Source organism: Marinobacter panjinensis (assembly GCF_005298175.1).
GTDB lineage: Bacteria > Pseudomonadota > Gammaproteobacteria > Pseudomonadales > Oleiphilaceae > Marinobacter > Marinobacter panjinensis.
Genome location: NZ_SZYH01000002.1, coordinates 198,326 through 216,187, shown reverse-complemented (window position 1 = coordinate 216,187; position 17,862 = coordinate 198,326). Strand labels below are relative to the sequence as shown.

18 protein-coding genes are annotated in these 17,862 nt (G+C 58.4%); 5 read left to right on the top strand and 13 right to left on the bottom strand.

Features of this window, described 5'->3' with window-relative positions; all coding sequences use genetic code 11:
* Positions 1-37: 37 nt before the first annotated feature.
* Together FDP08_RS17310 and rpoE are read right to left on the bottom strand one after the other, a co-directional pair.
* A complete protein-coding gene (locus tag FDP08_RS17310) occupies positions 38-616 on the bottom strand; it encodes a sigma-E factor negative regulatory protein (protein WP_137437542.1) in 579 nt (192 codons plus the stop codon).
* Positions 617-630: 14 nt separating this feature from the next.
* Positions 631-1,248, bottom strand: a complete 618-nt coding sequence (gene rpoE / locus FDP08_RS17305) for an RNA polymerase sigma factor RpoE (RefSeq protein ID WP_137437541.1) — start codon at positions 1,246-1,248, stop codon at positions 631-633.
* Between the two features lie 199 nt (positions 1,249-1,447).
* Between rpoE and nadB the strand changes: the two genes are divergently transcribed.
* The 5 genes from nadB (at position 1,448) to FDP08_RS17280 (ending at position 5,769) form a co-directional block, all read left to right on the top strand.
* The gene (gene nadB / locus FDP08_RS17300; RefSeq protein ID WP_206077328.1) at positions 1,448-3,052 is read left to right on the top strand and encodes an L-aspartate oxidase; all 1,605 of its coding nucleotides are present in this window, start codon (positions 1,448-1,450) and stop codon (positions 3,050-3,052) included.
* A 44-nt stretch (positions 3,053-3,096) separates the two neighbouring features.
* Entirely contained in the window at positions 3,097-3,351 is a 255-nt protein-coding gene (locus tag FDP08_RS17295; protein WP_137437539.1) for an FAD assembly factor SdhE, read from the top strand.
* Positions 3,335-3,805: a hypothetical protein gene (locus FDP08_RS17290; RefSeq protein ID WP_137437538.1), complete on the top strand. Its 471-nt coding sequence runs from the start codon at positions 3,335-3,337 to the stop codon at positions 3,803-3,805. The genes FDP08_RS17295 and FDP08_RS17290 overlap by 17 nt, the downstream gene beginning before the upstream one ends.
* Positions 3,806-3,819: 14 nt before the next feature.
* Entirely contained in the window at positions 3,820-4,818 is a 999-nt protein-coding gene (ygfZ, locus tag FDP08_RS17285; RefSeq protein WP_137437537.1) for a CAF17-like 4Fe-4S cluster assembly/insertion protein YgfZ, read from the top strand.
* 117 nt (positions 4,819-4,935) lie between these two features.
* Complete coding sequence (locus FDP08_RS17280; RefSeq protein WP_137437536.1) at positions 4,936-5,769, top strand: HDOD domain-containing protein; 834 nt, start codon at positions 4,936-4,938, stop codon at positions 5,767-5,769.
* Between the two features lie 164 nt (positions 5,770-5,933).
* Here FDP08_RS17280 and ung read toward each other — a convergent pair whose 3' ends face one another.
* From ung to rimM, 11 genes are all read right to left on the bottom strand, one after another.
* On the bottom strand, positions 5,934-6,680 hold the full coding sequence (ung, locus tag FDP08_RS17275; protein WP_137437535.1) for a uracil-DNA glycosylase: 747 nt from the start codon (positions 6,678-6,680) through the stop codon (positions 5,934-5,936).
* A 2-nt stretch (positions 6,681-6,682) separates the two neighbouring features.
* Complete coding sequence (gene lysS / locus FDP08_RS17270; RefSeq protein WP_137437534.1) at positions 6,683-8,215, bottom strand: lysine--tRNA ligase; 1,533 nt, start codon at positions 8,213-8,215, stop codon at positions 6,683-6,685.
* Positions 8,216-8,266: 51 nt separating this feature from the next.
* Positions 8,267-9,362, bottom strand: a protein-coding gene (prfB, locus tag FDP08_RS17265) for a peptide chain release factor 2 (protein WP_137437533.1) whose coding sequence is annotated in 2 segments (ribosomal slippage) — positions 8,267-9,289 and positions 9,291-9,362 — 1,095 coding nt in all. Because the reading frame shifts where the segments join, the coding sequence is not laid out codon by codon here.
* Positions 9,363-9,630: 268 nt separating this feature from the next.
* Complete coding sequence (recJ, locus tag FDP08_RS17260; RefSeq protein ID WP_137437532.1) at positions 9,631-11,364, bottom strand: single-stranded-DNA-specific exonuclease RecJ; 1,734 nt, start codon at positions 11,362-11,364, stop codon at positions 9,631-9,633.
* 5 nt (positions 11,365-11,369) lie between these two features.
* On the bottom strand, positions 11,370-12,773 hold the full coding sequence (thrC, locus tag FDP08_RS17255; protein ID WP_137437531.1) for a threonine synthase: 1,404 nt from the start codon (positions 12,771-12,773) through the stop codon (positions 11,370-11,372).
* Positions 12,774-12,787: 14 nt separating this feature from the next.
* Positions 12,788-14,089, bottom strand: coding sequence for a homoserine dehydrogenase (locus FDP08_RS17250; protein WP_137437530.1), 1,302 nt, complete (start codon positions 14,087-14,089; stop codon positions 12,788-12,790).
* Between the two features lie 113 nt (positions 14,090-14,202).
* Positions 14,203-14,949, bottom strand: coding sequence for a DsbC family protein (locus FDP08_RS17245; protein ID WP_137437529.1), 747 nt, complete (start codon positions 14,947-14,949; stop codon positions 14,203-14,205).
* A gap of 172 nt (positions 14,950-15,121) precedes the next feature.
* A complete protein-coding gene (gene xerD, locus FDP08_RS17240; protein ID WP_170979087.1) occupies positions 15,122-16,054 on the bottom strand; it encodes a site-specific tyrosine recombinase XerD in 933 nt (310 codons plus the stop codon).
* 108 nt (positions 16,055-16,162) lie between these two features.
* On the bottom strand, positions 16,163-16,519 hold the full coding sequence (rplS, locus tag FDP08_RS17235; protein WP_027831200.1) for a 50S ribosomal protein L19: 357 nt from the start codon (positions 16,517-16,519) through the stop codon (positions 16,163-16,165).
* A 26-nt stretch (positions 16,520-16,545) separates the two neighbouring features.
* The gene (gene trmD / locus FDP08_RS17230; RefSeq protein WP_137437528.1) at positions 16,546-17,304 is read right to left on the bottom strand and encodes a tRNA (guanosine(37)-N1)-methyltransferase TrmD; all 759 of its coding nucleotides are present in this window, start codon (positions 17,302-17,304) and stop codon (positions 16,546-16,548) included.
* A 3-nt stretch (positions 17,305-17,307) separates the two neighbouring features.
* Positions 17,308-17,835, bottom strand: a complete 528-nt coding sequence (rimM, locus tag FDP08_RS17225) for a ribosome maturation factor RimM (RefSeq protein WP_137437527.1) — start codon at positions 17,833-17,835, stop codon at positions 17,308-17,310.
* Positions 17,836-17,862: the final 27 nt, after the last annotated feature.

Genomic DNA, 17,862 nt, shown 5'->3' with positions numbered 1-17,862 from the left:
ATTCAACTCCGACTGTATTCAGGATGAAATCACAAGCCTAGTAGCCCGGTCCGGATGCACTTACCAGCCTTGCGTAACCTACCGAGCCACGGCCTGCCCCGACGCTGTTATGCTGGGCATGCTCCAGAAGGTAGCGGCTGACGTGCTCCCATTGCTCTTCATCCAGCCCCTGCAGGGCAACTTCCTGCACCGGCTTACCCATAGCATCAGACTCCTGGCCCTCAGATTGCTCAGGCGCAATACCGGCGTTGGCAATCGAGTCAGCACTGTCCACGGACTCCCATCCGGCGCCGGCACCAAAACCCACCGCCAATGCCAGGGTTACCATTGCAACCGCAGGCCAGTGCCAGTTTCGCTCTTTGCCATTCTGGCGCAACGTTACCGGGTCGGAAGCTTTCTCCACACCGCCATCCAGTGCTGCCCTGACACCGGCACTGACATCCACCCGATCATCAGACAGGTTGCCCTGATGCATCAGGTCACGCACGTGCTGCCAACGCTGCCACTGGGAACGAACCTCATCCTGGCGACCGTGAGACAATAATCGGCGGACAGACAGTTCATCCGCTTCATCATCCATCATTGCCGACAGGGTTTCTTTGAGACGATCATCCATAGGACGCAACCTCATTATGTCCGGGAATCGTTTAATAAGGGGCCGAGGTGACGATCCACCGCATCCCGCGCCCTGAAAATCCGCGACCTGACTGTGCCAATCGGGCACTCGAGAATACCGGCGATATCTTCATAACTCAGCCCGTCATACTCCCTGAGCAGAAACGCTGACCGGAGTTCCTCCGGCAGGTTGCCTATGGCCACCCTGAGCGCTTCCTGCAACTGGTCCCGCTGTAACAGTTTTTCCGGTGATGCGATATCTCTCAGCCTTGAGCCGTCGTCAAAGTTCTCGGCTTCAACGGCGTCTGCCCCTCCCTGCGGACGGCGACCACGGGACTCCAGGAAATTCTTCGCCGTGTTCACCGCAATCCGGTACAGCCAGGTATAAAAGGCACTGTCACCGCGAAAGCGGTCTATCGCGCGATAGGCCTTGACGAAGGTTTCCTGGGTCAGGTCCATCACTTCCTGGCTGTCGTACACATACCGACTGATGATCGACGCTACCCGTGACTGGTACTTGACCACCAGAAGGTCAAAGGCAGGCCGGTCACCATGACGAACCTTCCTTACCAACTGAAGGTCTGTCTGGCTTTCGCTATTTTCTTCCTTGTGTCGTTCTGTATCCGCAGTCATGGACGGAGTGCCGGGATTTCCATAGTGAGCGACCGTAGGGTCAGCTTGCCTTTGCTTCGGTGGATTCATGCTGCTGCCTGATGTCCGATTAGGCTATGGTGCACCCACTTTACCGGGAGCACCCCGTCAGGCCAAATAGACAGCAGGCATAAAGTTTAGTTCAATACACCTCCACATTATGGCCTGCGATAACGACCCGATGCCACAATCCTACGAATTCGATGTTCTGATAATCGGCAGCGGCGCAGCCGGACTGACCGCTGCGCTTAACCTGCCCGAACACCTGCAGGTTGCCGTTGTCAGCAAGGGCGACATAAGCAGCGGAGCAACACTCTGGGCCCAGGGCGGTATTGCAGCGGTACTGGATGACGCCGACTCCCTGGAAAACCACATCAGCGACACCCTCAGCGCCGGGGGCGGGCTCTGCCACGAGGACGCCGTGCGGTTTACCGTGGAGCATGGCCGCGAGAGCATTGACTGGCTGATTGACAGCGGCGTCACCTTCACCCGCGATGACGAGTCCCACTATCACCTCACGCGGGAGGGAGGGCACAGCCACCGACGCATCATCCATGCGGCTGATGCTACTGGCCATGCGGTCTCCACAACATTGACGTCACAGGCCCAGGCGCGCTCCAATATTTCACTCATGTCGCGCCGGGTCGCGGTAGACCTGATCACCAACCGCAAACTTTCGCTACCGGGCAACGCCTGTGTAGGCGCTTATATCCTGAACCTGGAAGATAACCACGTTGAACTTTTCCGGGCCCGGTTTACCATCATCGCCACCGGTGGCGCCAGCAAGGCCTACCGCTACACCACCAACCCCGATGGCGCGTCGGGGGACGGCATCGCCATGGCGTGGCGGGCGGGCTGCCGGGTCGGCAACATGGAGTTCAACCAGTTTCATCCCACCTGCCTGTACCACCCTCACGCCAAGTCGTTCCTGATTACCGAGGCGGTGCGGGGCGAAGGCGGTGTGCTGCTTCTGCCGGACGGCACCCGGTTTATGGAGAGGTTCGACAAACGGGGCGAACTGGCCCCCAGAGACATCGTTGCCCGTGCGATTGACCATGAGATGAAACGCTTGGGCGCGGATCATCTGCTCCTTGATATCAGCCACAAGCCGGCTGATTTTATCAGGCACCATTTCCCGACCATTTACGAAAAGTGCCTGCTCTTCGGAATTGATATCACCAGACAACCCATTCCGGTGGTACCCGCCGCTCACTATACCTGTGGCGGGGTGCTTAGCGATGAGCGGGCCCGTACCGATATCAACCAGCTCTATGTCGTTGGCGAGGCCGCGTTTACCGGACTGCACGGTGCCAATCGCATGGCCAGCAACTCCCTGCTGGAGTGCCTGGTCTACGGCCGTGCCGCTGCCGCGGATATCGCGCGGCGGGAATCCGACATCCCACCTCCGCCGACCGCCCCTGACTGGGACGAAAGCCAGGTAAGGGATTCCGACGAGGACGTGGTAATCTCCCACAACTGGGACGAACTGCGGCATTTCATGTGGGACTATGTGGGCATCGTTCGGACCACCAAACGTCTGCAGCGCGCCAAACACCGTATTGATCTTCTGGAGCGGGAAATCGGCGAGTTCTACAGCAATTACCGGGTGTCCAATGACCTGCTGGAATTGCGCAACCTGGTCACCGTTGCCGACCTGATCATCTGCTCGGCCCTGCAGCGCAGGGAGAGTCGTGGCTTGCATTACACACTGGATTTCCCGGGACTGCTCCACGAAGCCAAAGATACCGTACTGGTTCCTACAACCTATAGACGACCGAACCCGTGACCGGGCCGGTCCAAACTGATCCCATTGGGCAACTGAGAGTATTCATGTCTGACAAAACCGAGTTTAACCGCCTGTGGTGGCACAGCCGTCGCGGCATGCTTGAGCTGGACGTATTGTTGATCCCGTTCCTGGAAGAGGCCTACCGGGACTTACCGGCTGAAGACCAGGCCCGCTACCACAAACTGATCACCTGCGAAGACACAGATATCTTCGAGTGGTTCATGCAGCGCAGCCGCCCGGAAGATCCGGACCTTCAACGCATCGTCAATATCATTCTGAAACGTGTCCAGCCGGATTGACCTGCCAATCTCGCCATCCCGTCCGGTGGGTATTCTCTGCGCCCTGCCCTGGCTGTTGCTGACCGCCCTGGTGGCGCTTCTGGCCAGCGATCATGGCCTGGCTTTGCTGCTGCTGATCACACTCACATCCGCCGGTGCCATCAACCAGTATCGTCGTAACGGTCTGCTGTCAGGCCCGAACGCAGTGGTCGGCCTGAAAGTTGAAAACCAACAGCTATACGCACGCCTGGGCGAGGGCGAGGATGTTGCCGTGCTACCCTACGGTGAAAGCCGGGTGAGCGCGGGGTTCACCATCTTGAAACTGCGACGTACCGGCACCATATCAGGAACATACCCTGTTGTTCTTGTTGCGCTCACACCCAGGCTCTGCAACACCTCACCAGAAGCTTTCCGCCAGTTGCGGGTATGGCTTCGTCTGGGCCAGCAACCCCTCAATGTTCAGGAAACCCACTGATTCCGGAGCGTTCCATGTCAGACACCGAAAACCCGGCCGCCAGCCATCCGCTGCCTCATCCGTCCCGCGTTACCATTTCCGACCGGGTTATGGTGCGAGTAGCCGGCCCGGGAACCGATAAGTTCCTTCAGGGGCAATTCAGCCAGCAGATTGATGACGTCACTCAAAGTCACGCCCCGAGGGCTGCCGCCTGCACCCCGAAAGGCCGGGCTTACTGTCTGACCAGACTGGTACGCGATGGCGACGACGTCCTCCTGGAGCTACCGGTAGATCTGGCAGACGATACCGTCGCTCATCTGCGCAAATACCTGATGCTTTTCCGTGGCACTTCCATGGAAGTGGAGTCCGACGCCCGGATAATCGGTTTGATGGGTGACTCCACAGTGAGCCAACTCCTGCCCGACGACACCGGCAGATTGGCGACGGCAGGGGATTCAGTGACAATCCAGGGTGGCCACCTCATCCGCACAATGACGACCGCTGAAGGCATGGCCCGCTATGAGCTGTGGCAGACCGGAGCTCTGGACAAGTCGCTGCAGCAAGCGCTGAACAACATTCCCGCGGCTACCCTGTCCGACTGGCATGCCTCCGAAGTTGCAGCCGGTGTAGCGGCGCTTACCCCGGCCACCAAAGAAGGGTTTGTACCGCAAATGCTGAACTGGCAGCACGTGGGAGGCATTCACTTCAAAAAAGGATGCTATACCGGGCAGGAAGTGATTGCCCGTATGCATTTTCTGGGGCAGCTCAAGAAAAGCCTTTTCCGCTTCGCCACCGGGCAAACCGAAACCCTGCCCGCACCCGGTGAGGCCGTTCGGGATGGCGACCGTCCGGTAGGCACGGTGATCAACTCTGTTGGTTTTGCTGATGGCAGCGCCGAACTTCTTGCCGTAGTACGGCATGATGCGGCGGAGCTCAGCCTGGCACCAGAGAGTGCGCCAGACACTACCCTTTTCCTGCGTCCGCTGCCCTATTCGGTTTCCGAACGTGAACAAACGGGTCCGTCTGATACATAAGTTGACAGGAAGATTGCTGAGAATTTGCTATAAAGTACTTCATATACCTGAACATTTTGGCCTTTCCGGATTCATCTGCCGGCCAGGCAACATTCAACAGGCGGACCACAGCTGACCATGTCGAACATTGTCGAAACCATAAAAACCGATCTGACCGATGCCATTGAAAACGACAAACTTGTACTCCCGACGCTTCCCGAAGTTGCGTTGCAGGTCCGGGAAATCGCCGAAAATGAAGACTCCGCCATTCTTGATCTGGTGAAGTGCATCAGCAACGACACGGCGCTTTCTGCCCGCATCATCCGTGTCTGCAACAGCCCGCTGTTCCGTGGCAGCCGTGCCATTGAAAACCTGAACATGGCCGTCAGCCGCCTTGGCATGGCCTATACCAGCAATCTGGCCATGGGCCTGGCCATGGAGCAGATGTTCCAGGCCACATCCGACATGATCGACAAGCGTCTGCGCGCCACCTGGCAGAAGAGCACCGAGGTGGCGGGTGTGTGCCATGTGCTGGCGCAGCATTACACCAAACTCAAACCGGACCAGGCCACTCTGGCGGGGCTGGTTCACCTGATCGGGGTGTTGCCGATTCTGCGTTACGTGGAGGACCGTGATATCCAGATCAGCGGTATCATGCTGGACAATGTGATTGAGGAGATTCATCCACGCATCGGCGCCACCATTCTGCAGAAGTGGGATTTTCCGAAGGAGCTGCAGAATGTGCCTCTGGAATACGCGAATCTGCATCGTGAGGTGCCGGCGGCGGATTATGCCGATCTGGTGTTGGTTGCCAATCTGCAGTTGATTGCGGGGACGGATCACCCCTGGACTGAGGTGGACTGGAAGACGATTTCGGCGTTTGATCGGCTTGGGTTGGATCCGGAGGTCGATATGAGCGAGGAAGAGGATCTGAATGCGCAGATGGAAGCGGCTATGGCGCTTCTTAAATAGTCCGGGGCCGGCCCGGGGGCCTGAAAAATCGGGGGCTGGCCGGAGGCGGGGGTATTTTTCTTCGGGAAAAGAACTCGCTGCGCTCAGACACCTTTTCCTGTCAGAGAAAATACCCCCGCCTCCGGCCGATCATACCTTTTGGCAGGACGCCCTTTGCATTCCTTTTAAGAGCTGGACTGACCTTTTCCGTATTGTTCCAGTAGCTCTGATTTGTTTGGTAAAGACCAATTCACTGTTGGCAAGCCGTTCTGTTGTAGCCACTCGTTTGCCTTGGAAAAGTGCTTACAGCCGAAGAAGCCGCGGTAGGCGCTTAATGGTGAAGGGTGTGGGCCGTCCAGTACCAGGTGTTTGCTGCGGTCGATGTGTTGGCCTTTCTTTTTCGCATAACTTCCCCAGAGTAGAAACACCACACCCTGCCGTTCCCGGTTGATGGTTTCTATGACCCTGTCAGTGAAGGTTTCCCAGCCTTTGCCCTGGTGGGCGCCGGCCTGGCCCTGGACGACGGTGAGGACGCTGTTGAGCAGTAGCACGCCCTGGTCGGCCCAGGGTTGCAGGCAACCGTGGTCCGGGGGCTGGACGCCCATATCCTCCTGGATTTCCTTGAAGATGTTAACCAGTGACGGTGGTGTGGCAACGTGGGGGCGTACGGAGAAGCACAGTCCGTGGGCCTGGCCGGGGCCGTGGTACGGGTCCTGGCCGAGGATGACGACGCGGACCTGGTTCAACGGGGTGCTGTTCAATGCGTTAAAGCAGAGGTGGCTGGCGGGGTACAGGGTTTTTCCGGCCTGTTCCTCTGCCGCCAGGAATTCAGCCAGCTGTTGCATGTACGGCTGACTGAATTCGTTGCCAAGGTGCTCTGACCAGCCCCGGTCGGGCTTGAGCTGGTTTGCCAGTATCTCCACCGGCTGCATGGTCAGCCCTCGTCTTTCTTCGTTTCAGCTTTGTGTTCCGGGCGCATGGCCGGGAACAGAATCACGTCGCGGATGGAGGCGGAGTTGGTCAGCAGCATGGCCAGGCGGTCGATGCCGATGCCTTCACCAGCCGTCGGCGGCAAACCGTATTCCAGTGCCATGATGTAGTCTTCGTCGTAGAACATGGCTTCGTCGTCGCCGGCGTCTTTTTCGGCCACCTGGTCCTGGAAGCGTTCGGCCTGGTCTTCGGCGTCGTTAAGCTCGGAGAAGCCGTTGGCGATTTCGCGGCCGCCCACAAAGAACTCGAAGCGCTCGGTCACGAACGGGTCGTTGTCTTTACAGCGGGCCAGCGGGGACACTTCTTTCGGGTAGTCGGTGATGAAGGTCGGCTGCATCAGCCGATGCTCGGCGGTTGCCTCGAAAATCTCGATCTGGACCTTGCCCAGTCCCCAGCCATTCTTGATATGGATGCCAAGATCTTTGGCCACCTTGCGGGCACCGGCTTCATCGGCCAGCTCTTCGGCCTTGATGTCGGGGTTATGGCGCAGGATGGCATCCACCACGGTCAGGCGCTCGAAGGGCTTGCCGAAGTCGTATTCGATGGTCTCTTCTTCACCATCGGTCAGGGTGCGGGTGTTCACCACCGTGGTGGTTCCCAGCACCTTCTGGGTGATGGTGCGCAGCATGTCTTCGGTCAGGTCCATCAGGTCGTTGTGGTCTGCGTAGGCCTGATAGAACTCCACCATGGTGAATTCCGGGTTATGGCGGGTGGACAGCCCCTCATTGCGGAAGTTGCGGTTGATCTCGAACACCCGCTCAAAGCCACCCACCACCAGGCGCTTGAGAAACAGCTCCGGCGCAATGCGCAGGTACATGTCGATGCCCAGGGCGTTGTGGTGGGTCACGAACGGTCGCGCCGTGGCTCCACCCGGGATCACCTGCAGCATCGGGGTTTCCACTTCCATGAAGTCCCGGTCGGTGAAGTACTGGCGCATGACACTGATGATCTTCGAGCGCGCATAGAACACCCGGCGACTGTCTTCGTTCACCATCAGGTCAACATAGCGATGACGGTACCGGGCCTCGGTATCGGTCAGGCCCTTGTGCTTCTCCGGCAGCGGGCGCAGTGACTTGGTAAGCAGAGTGTACTCGTCCATGCTCACATACAGGTCGCCCTTGCCGGACTTGCACAGGACGCCACGCACACCCACGATATCGCCCAGATCCCAGTGCTTGGTGTCTTTCTGGACATCCTTGGTGGCATAAATCTGGATGCGGCCGGTCATGTCCTGAACCACCTTGAACGCCTTGCGGTCGAGCATCATCCGGCCGGCAATGGCCACCACGATACCCATCTCCGCCAGCTCTTCCTTGCTCTTGTCACCGTATTTGGCCTGAAGCTCGGCGGCGGTGGCGTCGCGGCGGAAGTCGTTCGGAAAGGCATTGCCCTGCTCGCGCATCTCAGACAGCTTGGCGCGACGCTCGGCAATCAGCTTGTTGTCCTCGGGCTGTGCATTCTGGGTGTGTTCAGTCATGTTGGCTCACAAAATCGGGAATTGTCCGGGTCAGCATGGCGAAGGCGCTGGTTACAGCGCCATCTTCAGGCTGGCTTCGATAAACTTGTCGATGTCACCATCCAGCACCGCCTGGGTATTGCTGGTCTCCACCTTGGTACGAAGATCCTTGATCCGACCATCGTCCAGCACGTACGAGCGAATCTGGCTGCCCCAGCCAATGTCGGCCTTGGCGTCTTCCGCCTTCTGTTTCTCGGCGTTGCGCTCCTGCATCTCGCGCTCGAACAGCTTGGCCTTCAGCTGTTTCATGGCCTGGTCTTTGTTCTGGTGCTGACTTCTGCCAGCCTGACAGGCCACAACAATACCGGTCGGATTGTGGGTCAGGCGCACCGCGGACTCGGTCCGGTTAACGTGCTGACCACCGGCGCCAGAGGCACGATAAACATCAACCCGCAGATCAGACGGATCAATTTCGATCACGAAACTGTCATCCACTTCCGGGGATACGAACACCGACGAGAACGAGGTGTGGCGGCGGTTGCCAGAATCAAATGGTGATTTGCGAACCAGCCGGTGAACACCGGTTTCCGTGCGCAACCAGCCGAACGCATAATCGCCCTGAACGTGAACGGTGGCGCTTTTGATGCCTGCCACGTCGCCGTCCTGCAACTCGACGATCTCGGCCTTGAACCCGCGATGCTCGGCCCAGCGCAGATACATGCGCAGCAGCATGTTGGCCCAGTCCTGGGCTTCGGTGCCCCCGGAGCCTGCCTGGATGTCCAGGTAAGCGTTATTGGCGTCCATCTCGCCGGAGAACATACGGCGGAACTCGAGTTTTTCCAGCTCCTTGTCGAGGCTTTCCAGGTCTGCTTCAATCTCTGCAACCGTACCTTCGTCCTCTTCCTCAGCTGCAATTTCCAGCAGCCCATCGGCGTCATCCAGGCCGGAGGTGAGGTTGTCGATGGTACGTACAATCAACTCAAGATCGGACCTTTCCTTGCCCAGCGCCTGCGCCCGCTCGGGGTCTTCCCACACTGAGGGCACTTCCAGCTCGCGCTCTACTTCGGTCAGTCTTTCACTACGCTGATCGTAGTCAAAGATACCCCCTGAGCGCTTCAGTGCGCTCACGAAGGTCTTTTATCTTCGTAACAATGGGATTGATTTCCATGAAATCCTTACTCACTCTCGGAAAATGGATGCGATAAAAATCAGACGCGAGATTCTACCGGAAATCTGTTTTTAAATCAGCCGGTGGTTTTTGTCGGATTACGGCCTTTCAGGCCTAATCCGACCTACGTTATACGGCGCTAACTCCCAGATTTAATCGGCATGGGGGTGGGGGCTCTTTTCTGCCGGGAAAAGGTGTCTGAGCGCAGCGAGTTCTTTTCCCAGAAGAAAAGAGCCCCCACCCCTGTGCCAGACTCCCAACCTTCAGGTCAGACCAACGGCTCCAGATAATCCACCAGAAGCTGCAAGTTGGTACGCCCGCGAAAGGTATTGGCGTCAGGCTTGTACACCACCCGGGCCCCGGTCCGGGTGTAGTCCGGCACTTCCGGCCCGGTGTTGAAGGCGATGCCGTCGATGATGGCGCCACCCTCTTCCGGCTGTAGAACCAGTTTCAGGTGGTTCTCGCCAACAATACGCTGGCTGACCACGCGGAAGTTGCCGTCGAACAGCGGCTCCGGGAAATGCTGACCCCACGGGCCGGCCCGCTTCAACAGTGTGGCGGTTTCCAAGTGTAGTTCGTCCGGGTTCAGGGGGCCGTCGGTGGTGATGGCAGCTTCCAGGTCTTCCGCTCGCAGCGTATCGCGCACGGCCCTGTCGAATGCCTCGCTGAAGGCGTCAAGGTCATTGCGGGACAGGGTCATGCCGGCCGCCATGGCGTGGCCACCGTATTTTTTCATCATGCCTGGGTGGCGGGCGTCAACCACTGCAAGCACATCGCGGATATGCAAACCGGGAATGGAGCGGGCGGAGCCTTTGATGTCTTCGCCGTTGTCGTCCGGCGCAAAAGCAATGGTCGGGCGATGGGTCTGCTCGCGGATGCGGGCGGCCAGTATGCCGATCACGCCCTGGTGCCAGTCGGTGTCGAACAGGGCCAGCCCCCAGGGTAAACCTTCAATATCCAGCGACATGGACGCCAGCAGGTCCTGGGCCTGGGTTTTCATGTCTTTTTCGATGGTGCGCCGTTCGCGGTTAAAGGTGTCCAGCTCCCGGGCAAGCCGTTGGGCCTCGTCGCGGCTGTCGGCCAGCAGGCAGGCGATGCCCACGCTCATGTCATCGAGGCGACCGGCGGCATTAAGCCTTGGGCCGACCACAAACCCAAGGTCGGTGGAGCTGATTTCGCTGTGGTCGCGACCTGCCACCTCCAGCAACGCCAAAATACCCGGACGGGCTTCGCCCTGGCGAATTCGGCGCAGGCCCTGTTCGACGAAAATGCGGTTGTTGTGATCCAGCGGTACCACGTCCGCCACAGTGCCGAGGGCAACCAGATCCAACAGGTTGCCAAGATTGGGCTGCGGATCTGGCAGGAGGCCCTGCTCCCGGAGATGTTTGCGCAAGGCTGTCAGCACGTAGAACATCACACCCACACCCGCCGCGTTCTTGCTCAGGAAGGGGCATCCGGGCTGGTTGGGGTTCACGATGGCGTCGGCATCGGGAAGGGTTTCGCCGGCCAGGTGGTGGTCGGTCACCACCACCTTTATGCCCAGATCCCGGGCTGCCTGGACACCCTCAACCGCAGAGATGCCGTTGTCCACGGTAATCATCAGGTCCGGCAGGGAGCCCTCTTCCTGTAGCCGGTGGATTATACCGGGCGTCAGGCCATAACCATCGGAAAAGCGGCTGGGCACGCGGAAATCGATGTCGTTCAACCCCAGCATGCCCAAGCCCAGCATGGCCACCGCCGTGCTGGTGGCACCATCGGCGTCAAAGTCGCCCAGAACCAGTACCCGTTGCTGGCTGGTAATTGCCTCAGTCAGCAGAGCGACAGCGCGGTCGATTCCCCGGAGGTCCATGGGTGAGGCCAGGTGCTTCAGGGTATAACTGAGCTGTTCATCAGAAATTACGCCCCGGGCGGCGTAGAGGCGGCGGAGCAGTGGGGGCAGATTCTGACCCCAGTCCGGCGTGGTTTCCGGGCTGGGGCGACGCAGGATCTTTTTTGGTGTCATACCGGTCAGGTATTCTTCCAGTGTTTGGCGATGAAGTCCTGCACAGCAGGCAGGTCATTATCCAGCACGGTGTATTGCTCTTCCCGCTCGAACAGGTCCGCCATGTGCACCGGCAACGCCGGCTCCGCCTTGACGCCAGAGCGCAACACGGCATCCGGGAACTTGGCCGGATGAGCGGTGCCCAGGGTGATCATGGGAATGGCCGGGTCGCGACGGCAGTTGCGGGCTGCGCGAACGCCGATGGCGGTATGCGGATCCAGCAGGTATTCATTCTGCTCGAAGATTTCACGGATGGTGTCCGTGGTGCCTTCATCGTCGACCGCGTCGCTATCAAACACCTTGCGGGCATGCTTCCAGCGGTAGTCTTCAATGCTGACCGGCCCCCTGGAAGCATTTTCCAACAGCTCTTTCACAGCGATTCCATCGCGTCCGTGCAGGTCAAACAACAGACGCTCGAAGTTGCTGGATACCATGATGTCCATGCTCGGCGACAGGGTATGCTCAAGCTTGAGCTGCTCGTACCGGTTGCCACTCATGAAACGGTGCAGGATATCGTTGCGGTTGGTGGCGATCACCAGCTGGGAGATGGGCAGGCCCATTTTTTTGGCCAGGTAACCGGCAAAGATATCGCCAAAGTTACCGGTGGGCACGGAAAACGCCATACTGCGATCCGGACCACCGAGGGCCAGGGAGGCATGAAAGTAGTAGACAATCTGGGCCATGATGCGAGCCCAGTTGATGGAATTCACCGCCGCAAGCTGGGTTTTGCCGCCCAGGAACGACTGGTCGCCAAAGCTTGCCTTGACCATGCGCTGGCAGTCATCAAAGTTGCCGCGCACCGCAATATTGTGGATGTTATCACCCTTCACAGTGGTCATCTGGCGGCGCTGCACCTCGGAGACACGCTCGTGGGGATGCAGGATAAATATGTCCACATGCTTGCAGCGACGGCACCCTTCAATGGCGGCGGAACCGGTATCGCCAGACGTCGCCCCCATGATCACCACGTGCTGCTGTCGCTTCTCCAGCACATAGTCCAGCAGGCGCCCCAGTAGCTGCAGAGCGAAATCCTTGAACGCCAGGGTAGGGCCACGGAACAGTTCCATGACCCATTCATTGCTGTCCAGCTGAACCAGTGGCGCGACCGCCTTGTGGGCAAATGCGTCACCGTAGGTTTCGTCCAGCATCCTGCGGAAATCCTCTGCCGGAATGGCATCATCCACGAACGGATGCATCACCTTGAAGGCCAGCTCGCTGTAGGAAAGCCCGCGCCAGCTGCGGATTTCTTCCAGGCTGAAATGGGGCAGGGATTCCGGGACATAAAGGCCACCGTCGGTGGCCAGGCCTGTCAGCAGGACATCTTCAAAACCCAGGGCGGGAGCTTCGCCCCGTGTACTGATGTATCTCACCTTGCGCGTTCCTGTCAGTTAAAGTTTTCGGCACGGATGCGAATGACTTTTCCGTCGATATCGCTGAGAGCTTCCAGTTCTTCAATGGCGCGGTTGATCTGGCGCTCCTGAACCGTGTGGGTGAGGATAATCACCGGAATGCGGCCATCCTTCAGCTCCGATTCCTTCTGCATGATGGACTCGATATTGATGCCGTGCTCGCTCAAGATAGACGCCACTTTCGCCAGCACGCCGGGGCGGTCCAGCGCCTGGATACGCAGGTAATAGGCAGACTGGACATCCTCCATGGGCAGCACCGGAAGATCTTCCATCGCCGACGGCGAAAAGCCGAGGTAGGGCACACGCTGGTTGCTTTCAGCGGCGACGGAACGGGCGGCATCGATGATATCGGCGATCACCGCAGAGGCTGTGGCCTCGTCGCCCGCACCCGGGCCGTAATACATGGTCTGGCCGACGGCGTCGCCATCCACCAGCACTGCATTCAGTACACCATCAACCTGGGCAATGAGGTGGCTACGGGGAACCAGCGTGGGATGAACGCGCAGCTCGATGCCTTCATCGCGACGGCGGGCAATGCCCAGATGCTTGATGCGATACCCCAGAACCTCGGCATGGGCGATATCGTAAGGGGTAATCTCGGAAATCCCTTCGGTATAGGCCTTCTCAAACTGAAGCGGTACACCGAAACCAGCCGAGGCCAGGATGGTCAGCTTGTGAGCGGCGTCGATACCTTCAACGTCAAAGGTGGGATCAGCCTCGGCATAACCCAGATCCTGGGCCTCTTTGAGCACCTCAGCGAATTCACGGCCGGCACGCATTTCAGTCAGGATATAGTTACCGGTACCGTTGATGATGCCGGCAATCCAGTCGACCCGATTGGCCGCCATGCCCTCACGAACGGCCTTGATGACCGGAATACCACCGGCGACACCCGCTTCGTAGGCAACGATCACGTTTTTCTTCGCAGCAGCCTCAAAGATTTCATTGCCGTGAACCGCAATCAGGGCCTTGTTCGCAGTTACTACGTGCTTGCCATTCTTGATGGCTGCCAGCACCAGCTCCCGCGCAGTCTCGTAGCCGCCAATCAGTTCCACCACAATATCCACGGACGGGTCATTCACCACGTCGAACACGTCGGTGCTGAAAGGGATATCACCCAGATCAATATCACTGCGGGGTGTGCGTGTCGCCACCCTGGCAATCCGGATATTGAAACCTGTCCTGCCCGTGATCAGGCTGGCGTTCCGGGTCAGTACGTTGTACGTACCACCACCGACTGTTCCCAGTCCGCAGATTCCGACATTGACGTCTTTCAAGCTTTCACCTCTGTTCCCGATGGGTTGCTGTGGGGAGCGATAGTATAACGGTTAACGTGCGCCCGAATAAGCCCTGTCCGACACAACGGGCAAAGCTTCAGACCGGTAGACTATCAGAGCAGCCCGAGGCCTTCAGCCAGTTTTTGGGCCGGCACGTAACCACGCACCATGTTACCGTCTTCCAGCACGATCGCCGGGGTGCCGGTCACACCAACGCGACCGCCCAACTGGAATTGCTCCCTGACCGGATTGTCACAGCTCTGCTCTTCTACAGGGCGGCCCTGTTTGGCGGCATCCATGGCTGCCTGCTGGTCATCGGAACACCAGACAGAAATGTACTTGCGGAATGAGGGTGTGTTGGGCCCGGAACGGGGAAAACCGTAGTAGTGAACGGTAATGCCCATGTCATTCAGCTGTGGCACTTCGTCATGCATCTTACGGCAGTAGGGGCAATCAATATCGGTAAACACGGCAATGGAGGCCTTCTCCGTGCCCTTGGCGGCATAGCTGATCACCCCCTTGCCACCAAAATCGTCCATTGTCCGGGCCCGTTGCGATGCCCTTCCCTGTTCCGAGACATTGGCGATACCAGTACTGGTAATCTTCAGGAGGTCTCCGGTAAGGAGGTACTGGCCGTCGGCAGTGGTGAAGATGGTGTCCCCGTTATTACTGTAAACCTCGTACAGGCCCTTGGCTTCGGACTTGCGAACCTCGGAGATTTTCAGGCCAGGAACAGCTGCCGTCAGTTTTTCGGTAATCTTGTCCTCTACTTCACCCGCCTGAAGGGTTGATGCTCCGGCCATGACCAGGGTAGCGGTAACGAACAGCAGGCAGGACTTGAACAGGCTCTTGATCAACATAATGGCTTCCAGTTAAAAGGGCTCACAGGGTGTTCAATCTTCACGGCAGCGCGATTCCCGCCGCGTCGTTAAAAAAGCTAAGAGAGTTAAAAGCGTCGAGATAGTTGCGACACCGGCCACCAAAAAAAGTTCAGTGTACCAAGGCGCATCGCCACCGCAACCAGACATGACACTAGCCCCTGGGATGATGGGACTGATGCAGGGACTGCAATCGCTGTCGCGCCACATGGGTGTATATCTGTGTGGTGGAAAGATCCGAATGCCCCAGCAGCATCTGCACTACCCGCAGGTCTGCGCCATTATTCAGCAAATGGGTGGCAAAGGCATGCCGCAGGGTGTGTGGGGAAAGATGCTTGTGGATGCCTGCCCGTAGGGCATAGTGCTTTATCCGATGCCAGAACGTCTGCCGTGTCATGGCGACCGGCCGGTTTCCGGGAAACAGCGCATTACTTGGCCGCCCCCTGAGAAGTTCACCCCGCCCTTCCTTCATGTACCGCACCAGCCAGTCAATGGCCTCCTCCCCCAGGGGCACCAGCCGCTCCTTGTTTCCCTTGCCCACTATCCTGACCACACCCTGACGCAGATTCACCTCGTCCACGGTCAACTCCACCAGTTCCGACACCCGCAAACCGCAGCCATACAGAATTTCCATCATTGCCTTGTCGCGAAGCTCGATGGGCACCTCCGGGTCGGGTTCCGACAGCAGATTGTCCACATCGTCCTCCGACAGGGAATCCGGCAGGCGTCGCGGGAGCCTGGGGCTGTCAATGCGTAATGTCGGATCCTCTGAGATCAACCCTTCACGCAAAAGGTAGCGATAGAAACGCCGCAAACCGGACAGGCGACGTGCTGCGGTGGACGTCTTGAAGCCATCGGCCAACCCCCGGGCGATCCAGGCCAGCAAATCGGTACGGCGCACGTCTGCCAACAATGGTTTTCCCGGCTGCTCCTGCAGCCATACCGCCAGGCGTTCGAGATCGCTGCGGTAAGCCTGGCGGGTTTTCTCACCCAGCCCGTCCTCAAGCCAGACGGCATCTGTGAAGCGCACAATGATTGCTTCATCGGGGGGACGCAATTCAGCTCTGGAGTTGGTCTTCCGGCTCATAACAGCTTACTCGAGACGTACCGCGCCGATGCAGTTATGGAGATCAGACACGAAAAAGGCAGCCAAAGGCTGCCTTTTTCAACGAACTTGACCAGCAACCGCTGCTGATCAGCCCAGCTTTTCCTTGATACGAGCTGCCTTGCCAGACAGGTCGCGCAGGTAGTAAAGCTTGGCCTGGCGAACGTCGCCGCGACGCTTCACGCTGATGCTGTCGATCAGCTTGGAGAAGGTCTGGAAGGTACGCTCAACGCCAACGCCGTAGGAAATTTTCCGTACAGTGAAGGAAGAGTTCATGCCACGGTTGCGCTTGCCAATGACAACGCCTTCAAACGCCTGCAGACGCTCGCGGTTGCCTTCAGTTACACGCACCTGGATAACCACGGTGTCACCCGGCGCAAAGGCAGGGATTTCCTTGGTCATCTGCTCTGATTCAATCTGACTGATGATGTTGTTCTTACCGCTCATCGTTAGTGCTCCTGATACCCAATCTTTTAATGCCCTGATGATTCAGAGGCACCCGGTTCGTTCAAAATCTCTTCCAGCAGCTCACGCTCTTCGTCCGTAAACACCCGCTTTTCCAGCAGGTCGGGGCGTCGCTCCCGGGTTCGCCTCAGCGACTGCTTGAGCCGCCAACGCCGGATCTGATCATGGTGACCGCCCAATAAAACCTCCGGCACCGCCTGACCTTCGTAAACCTCAGGCCGGGTGTAGTGCGGACAATCCAGCAAACCGTCAGCAAAGGAATCCTGCTCTGCCGACTGCGCATGACCCAGCGCTCCGGGGATGAGGCGCGTAACCGCATCAATAACAGCCATGGCTGCCAGTTCGCCACCGGAGAGCACGAAATCTCCCAGTGACACCTCCCGGTCGACTTCGGCCGATATCAGGCGTTCATCAACACCCTCGTACCGCCCGGCTACCAGAATGAGGTTCTGTTCTGCCGCCAGTGACTCAACCATGCTCTGGTCCATCGGCTCCCCCTGGGGAGACAGATAAACCACGCAGGGCTTGCCGGGTGCCGACGCCCGTGCCGCGTGTATGGCATCCCGTAGCGGCTGAATTTTCATCAGCATGCCCGGACCACCACCATAAGGCCGGTCGTCAACAGTGCGGTGACGATCGTGGGTAAATTCCCGGGGATTCCAGGCACTGAAGGTCAGCAAACCATCTCTGACCGCCCTGCCGGTAATCCCGTACTCGGTCACCGCAGCGAACATCTCCGGGAACAGACTGACTGCGCCAATCCACACCCGTCAGAACTCCGGATCCCAGTCGACTACCATACGCGAAGCGGCCAGATCCACATTCCGGACAACGTGGTCCGGACGGTAGGGAATCAGCCGCTCACGCTGGTCGATGGAGGCATCAGTAGCCCTCACCACCAGGACATCGTTGGAGCCTGTTTCTATCAGATGATGCACCCTGCCGAGGCACTCATCCTCAGTCGTGAACACGTCAAGCCCTTCCAGCTGATACCAGTAGTATTCCCCTTCGGGCAGCTCTGGCAACTCTTCGGTGGGCACAATAACGTCGGCGCCACAGTAACTGCGAGCCATTTCACGATCATCAATGCCTTTCAGCCTGACAACGATCCCCTGGCCCTGCCGGCGACCTTCCTCAAGCTTTGCAGGGATACGCTTGCCGTTGTGGACCAGAGTCCAGTCACGGTAGTTCAGTATCCCTTCTCTGGGGTCCGTGTAAGAGTGGACTTTAAGCCACCCTTTAACCCCAAACACCGAGGTAATCTGACCAATCACAGTTTCCTGCGAATGCTGAGCCATGCCCTAACCCCGGTGATGAAACGTTAA

Bases quoted from the DNA above. Each gene is read 5' to 3' on its own strand.
- FDP08_RS17310 (WP_137437542.1), bottom strand. From the start codon at position 616: ATGGATGATCGTCTCAAAGAAACCCTGTCGGCAATGATGGATGATGAA.
- rpoE (WP_137437541.1), bottom strand. From the start codon at position 1,248: ATGACTGCGGATACAGAACGACACAAGGAAGAAAATAGCGAAAGCCAG.
- nadB (WP_206077328.1), top strand. From the start codon at position 1,448: ATGCCACAATCCTACGAATTCGATGTTCTGATAATCGGCAGCGGCGCA.
- FDP08_RS17295 (WP_137437539.1), top strand. From the start codon at position 3,097: ATGTCTGACAAAACCGAGTTTAACCGCCTGTGGTGGCACAGCCGTCGC.
- ygfZ (WP_137437537.1), top strand. From the start codon at position 3,820: ATGTCAGACACCGAAAACCCGGCCGCCAGCCATCCGCTGCCTCATCCG.
- FDP08_RS17280 (WP_137437536.1), top strand. From the start codon at position 4,936: ATGTCGAACATTGTCGAAACCATAAAAACCGATCTGACCGATGCCATT.
- ung (WP_137437535.1), bottom strand. From the start codon at position 6,680: ATGCAGCCGGTGGAGATACTGGCAAACCAGCTCAAGCCCGACCGGGGC.
- lysS (WP_137437534.1), bottom strand. From the start codon at position 8,215: ATGACTGAACACACCCAGAATGCACAGCCCGAGGACAACAAGCTGATT.
- recJ (WP_137437532.1), bottom strand. From the start codon at position 11,364: ATGACACCAAAAAAGATCCTGCGTCGCCCCAGCCCGGAAACCACGCCG.
- FDP08_RS17245 (WP_137437529.1), bottom strand. From the start codon at position 14,949: ATGTTGATCAAGAGCCTGTTCAAGTCCTGCCTGCTGTTCGTTACCGCT.
- xerD (WP_170979087.1), bottom strand. From the start codon at position 16,054: ATGAGCCGGAAGACCAACTCCAGAGCTGAATTGCGTCCCCCCGATGAA.
- rplS (WP_027831200.1), bottom strand. From the start codon at position 16,519: ATGAGCGGTAAGAACAACATCATCAGTCAGATTGAATCAGAGCAGATG.
- rimM (WP_137437527.1), bottom strand. From the start codon at position 17,835: ATGGCTCAGCATTCGCAGGAAACTGTGATTGGTCAGATTACCTCGGTG.